5 protein-coding genes and 1 pseudogene are annotated in these 4169 nt (G+C 45.1%); 2 read left to right on the forward strand and 4 right to left on the reverse strand.

Going from position 1 to position 4169, the window contains the following annotated elements; translation table 11 throughout:
- On the forward strand, positions 1-338 hold a 338-nt coding region (locus F6K38_RS36240), incomplete at its 5' end, for an alpha/beta hydrolase (RefSeq protein ID WP_287359870.1).
- A 290-nt stretch (positions 339-628) separates the two neighbouring features.
- Here F6K38_RS36240 and F6K38_RS36245 read toward each other — a convergent pair.
- The 4 genes from F6K38_RS36245 to F6K38_RS36255 all read right to left on the reverse strand — a co-directional run bounded on the left by F6K38_RS36245 (position 629) and on the right by F6K38_RS36255 (position 3837).
- Positions 629-859, reverse strand: coding sequence for a hypothetical protein (locus tag F6K38_RS36245; RefSeq protein WP_071106796.1), 231 nt, complete (start codon positions 857-859; stop codon positions 629-631).
- A 104-nt stretch (positions 860-963) separates the two neighbouring features.
- Complete coding sequence (locus tag F6K38_RS36250) at positions 964-3060, reverse strand: eCIS core domain-containing protein (RefSeq protein ID WP_287359871.1); 2097 nt, start codon at positions 3058-3060, stop codon at positions 964-966.
- A gap of 407 nt (positions 3061-3467) precedes the next feature.
- The gene (locus F6K38_RS43730; protein ID WP_083373969.1) at positions 3468-3620 is read right to left on the reverse strand and encodes a hypothetical protein; all 153 of its coding nucleotides are present in this window, start codon (positions 3618-3620) and stop codon (positions 3468-3470) included.
- Positions 3607-3837, reverse strand: coding sequence for a transposase family protein (locus F6K38_RS36255; protein ID WP_071106793.1), 231 nt, complete (start codon positions 3835-3837; stop codon positions 3607-3609). Before F6K38_RS36255 ends, F6K38_RS43730 begins: the two co-directional genes overlap by 14 nt.
- Before the next feature lie 210 nt (positions 3838-4047).
- Between F6K38_RS36255 and F6K38_RS44570 the strand changes: the two are divergent.
- Positions 4048-4169: pseudogene (locus F6K38_RS44570) on the forward strand (deoxyribose-phosphate aldolase); the annotation flags it as partial.

Consider the following 4169-nt stretch of genomic DNA (forward strand, 5'->3'; position numbering starts at 1 on the left):
GTACCAGTAAACTCTTCCAAGACCCAACCCTGATCCAAAAGTTTGGTGAGGGTGAATTTGCTGATGCGTTTGCCAGAATTGAATGTCATTACTTTGTCAATAAAGGCTTTTTTGAACCAGAAGACCAATTACTGAGGAATGTAGATCGAATTAAATCTATCCCTGGGGTGATTGTTCAGGGACGCTATGATGTGGTATGTCCGATGGTATCAGCGTGGGAATTACATCAGGCTTGGCCAGAAGCTGAGTTGATTGTGGTACCTGATGCCGGTCATTCCATGGCAGAACCAGGTATTCGCAGTGCTTTGATCGAAGCAACGGATAAGTTTTTGACCTGACTGGGTGACAAGCATCTTTGTTAGCCTTACTAGGAATCTAACAAGTAGCTTTGTTAGATTCCTAGTAAGGAAAACAAAAAAAGAGTAAACAGCCAAGGTCGAGAGATGAAATTAAATCAACATCTCAAAGAGTGGAAAAAAATTATCAGCTGGTTTGAGATCGACTGGTTTAGGGATGGGTTGGTGCGCTTCCCTTCCCCATACGCACCAACCTTGATCAGAGATCCCACTGAAAGGTTTTTTCCTACGGTAGGTTGCTCTGCAACAACTCTCCTTGATCTGCTATCCCGTCAACCGTCGCTCTGTGTCTGCTCATGAGCCTCTTGGCTTGTTTGACCTTCTGTTTCTGTAAGGTTTCCCGGTTGATCTATGTCGTCGGGTTGCTTTTTCCGCGTGGATAGCCATTCCTCCTCCTGTTTTTGTCTTTCTAGCAATCGTCTTTCTAGTTCCTTCTCTAATTCTTCCGGTTTGTCTTTTAAATGCTCTAGTCCTAACCTTCTTAATCTCTCTTCAGTTGACATGGTTTGTTCCTCTGATACAGTTTACTATTTCTTTCTGCTACTTGTAAAGATGTAGTGATTTGGCTAGGGTCTGGTCAAGGTTTCGGGTGCTAAAATCACTGTTTTTATTTCGTTTCTGAGAGCTTCTTTTTTTCTACCTTGATATCGGCTACTTGGTAAACATCGCTAGCTGTTTTATGTTGAGGAAAGATCTGGCTGACCCCAAAGACAATTCCCGTCCCATTATATCTGTGATTGTTCTTATGTTTCGGGTGCTCAATAATGGCCAGCTTATCATTTGTTGTGTAGTCGCCTTCTGGGTTTTTGTTGAAAGAGCCTATCTTTTTGTCTTCAACTTCTTCTTTGATTTTTGATTGCGCTTTCTTAAGTGATGTTTCAACATCTCCTTCATCTACTAAACCGTCTGGCGATACTACCAAAAAACTAAACTCATCCCCCCCATGCCTAAATCTAGCCACCTGGGCGTTTTTTTCCTCCAAGCTTTTTACATGGTTGTCGCAGATAATGGCCATTTTCTTGTATACCTCATCGGCACCACTATGCCCTAAAACACTGTTCAGTCCTCCTAAGTTTTTTATGTCTACCTCAACGTAAAAAGCACTCCTCTGAGTATCACCTTTGACAAATTCTATCGCATTTTCTACGGATGGTTGTCTATCACTAGCTACATCAAATCCCGTGACGGTGTCCTTTGCATTTGCCCCGCTAATTTTGTATAGCCGTCTGGCTGCTTCTTCCGATAGTCCTTCTTTCAAGGCGGCTAAGACAAAGTTCTGTTCCCTTTTTCGAGCATTATCCACAAAACCGGAATTTGACATACTCCTTTCAAAGCTTTCTATCCGTTTTCGAGCTCGATATGCACTTAACCCATAACTTAACCCATATTGTAATAATGCCCCTACCCCCATCAAAAAACCTCCTCCCAGTGTTGCTGCACCATAGCCCGTTAATTGGTATACGTCGGGGTTGGATACAGATTGTTCTGGGTTCTTTCTTGGAGGATTTTGCTTAGAGTAATTCTGAGCAGTTAGTCCCATTAAATCCGCTTCTTTTTCCAAATCAGCCTCGTCATTTATGACCGTCCCTTTGTACTGGTATGTCGGTTGCACCCGACCCTGTTTCTGCTGAACAACATGCCATGCCTCATGGGGCAAATGCTTCTCCTGCCCCGAAGCCACATGAATATCCGTCCCTTGGGCATAAGCATGGGCTTGCAATTGTCCCGGTTTATCCGAGTTGTAATGCACCCTTACATCATCCATCGAGTAGCCAGAGAGGTTTTCAATGCCTGTTTTGAGGCGATCGGGCAAGCCGGTTAGGTTGGGGGGCTGCTCCTGAGAAGATCTGTCTTGGGGATCCCCTGTCATTTCTCCTTTCCCTTGGAGCACGGGATCCCCCACCGATGCCGATGGGGTTTCGGTGGCTGAGTCTTGCTGTAATTGCTCCTGTGGTTGAGGCGATCGCTGCACGGGATCAGCTTTCAGTTGTACTCCCTGAGTGGGGATCGGATCAATTCCTTGCCCATCAAGGTCATTTTGCTGAGGCTTTGGTGGTTGTAACTGCTGATCTGTTATATAGTTTGCTAGGGATTGAGAGTTTGAGGTAGACAGCGATCGCATTACTTTGGCAATCATTGCCCCTGACAGTGGTTGACGGTAGTCGGACGAGTAGCCAGAGAGGTTTTCAATGCCTGTTTTGAGGCGATCGGGTAAGCCGGTTAGGTTGGGGCGCTGCTCCTGAGAAGATCTGTCTTGGAGATCGCCTGTCATTACCCCTTTCCCTTGGAGCACGGGATCCCCCACCGATGCCGATGGGGTTTCGGTGGCTGGGTCTTGCTGTAATTGCTCCTGTGGTTGAGGCGATCGCTGCACCGGATCAGCTTTCAGTTGTACTTCCTGAGTGGGGATGGGATCAAGTCCTTGCCCATAAAGGTCATTTTGCTGAGGCTTTGGTGGTTGTAACTGCTGATCTGTTATATAGTTTGCTAGGGATTGAGAATTTGAGGTAGACAGCGATCGCATTACTTTGGCAATCATTGCCCCTGACAGTGGTTGACGGTAGTCGGATAAGTCGGTTGTTGCTGAGGTGGCTGTTACATTTTGACTGGGCTGGGGAAATTTACCTCCCTCAAACATGCTCTTTTTCTGACCGATGTTTGGTACTTTCCTTGATAAGACTTTGTGCCTACCGAGATTTGCCATAATACCATCCCTCTTTTCTGTGGTTTTCGGGTCGGATTTTTTTCTAACTGTTCTGCCCGCATTATACCCCTGGGCTGTAGGACTGTTTCATAGTCGGTATAGATCTACTTAAACAAATGGCGTTCCCCTGGATGTAAGATGATAGCGAACAGCGATTTTATTAAATAATTTTAGATATGAACAGTCTAGTTAAAAAACCTGACTGACTGACAAAAGGTGGTGACTGTTTTGTCAAACTGTCTATCAGATGGATGCTTGAGGGATTAAAAAAAGCTGAGTGGGAGCCAGCGTTCGCGCGATGCGCGATGCCACTCAAAACCATAGGAAAGCTGTGAAAAAAACTCCCGCCCCTACAATGCCCTTCCCAGGCACTCACCATATGAATGGCTCCACGGTTACTACCTGTATCATCGGAATGGCGCAGGGTTTTTCCATTCCATTGCTATTACACTACCGCAGCTTAGTTGGGCAACTGCCTGAATCCAATTGAGAAAACACTGCTGCAATTGTTGTGGCTCAAGTCGGACAAAAACTCTTGCAATTATGTCATGGGAGGCAATGCCGTTGGCTAACCCAAGATACGCCCTCCAACAACTGTTGCTTGGCTAAACCATAATTTTCAATATCTACCCAACTCTCGGCCAGACAAATCACAGCGCAAATTGTTACAGCTAGAATATCGAGCAAGCGATGTTCCACCAAATGTTCAATTCTTGGATCATCTAAGTCTCGGAAATGTTCCATCAGGCTTGCAGTTGGGTCTACATCAATTGCCATGGTGAACAAGGGCTATAGGACAGTTAAAGTCTACCTGAATATTACTCTTCTGAAACTGTATGGGTTTGACCTGGGTGATCTGACGGTTAAGGGTTGGCGCTTGACGGTTAACTGTTAGAGTTGTGCGTTGGTTGATTTTTCCTTAAGTATCTTAATTTTTTGATAAATTTTGATAAATAATGATATAGGAGTCTCAAAAAAAGCCTAGCGATGGATATAGACTATCCAGACATTGATATTGCTCCCATAATCGACCATGCCCTGCTTATTCCCACGGCTACACCAGAGCAGGTGGAAAAATGGTGTCAAGAGGCAGACCAATATAAGTTTGC

It is taken from the genome of Moorena sp. SIO3B2, from assembly GCF_010692525.1.
GTDB lineage: Bacteria > Cyanobacteriota > Cyanobacteriia > Cyanobacteriales > Coleofasciculaceae > Moorena > Moorena producens.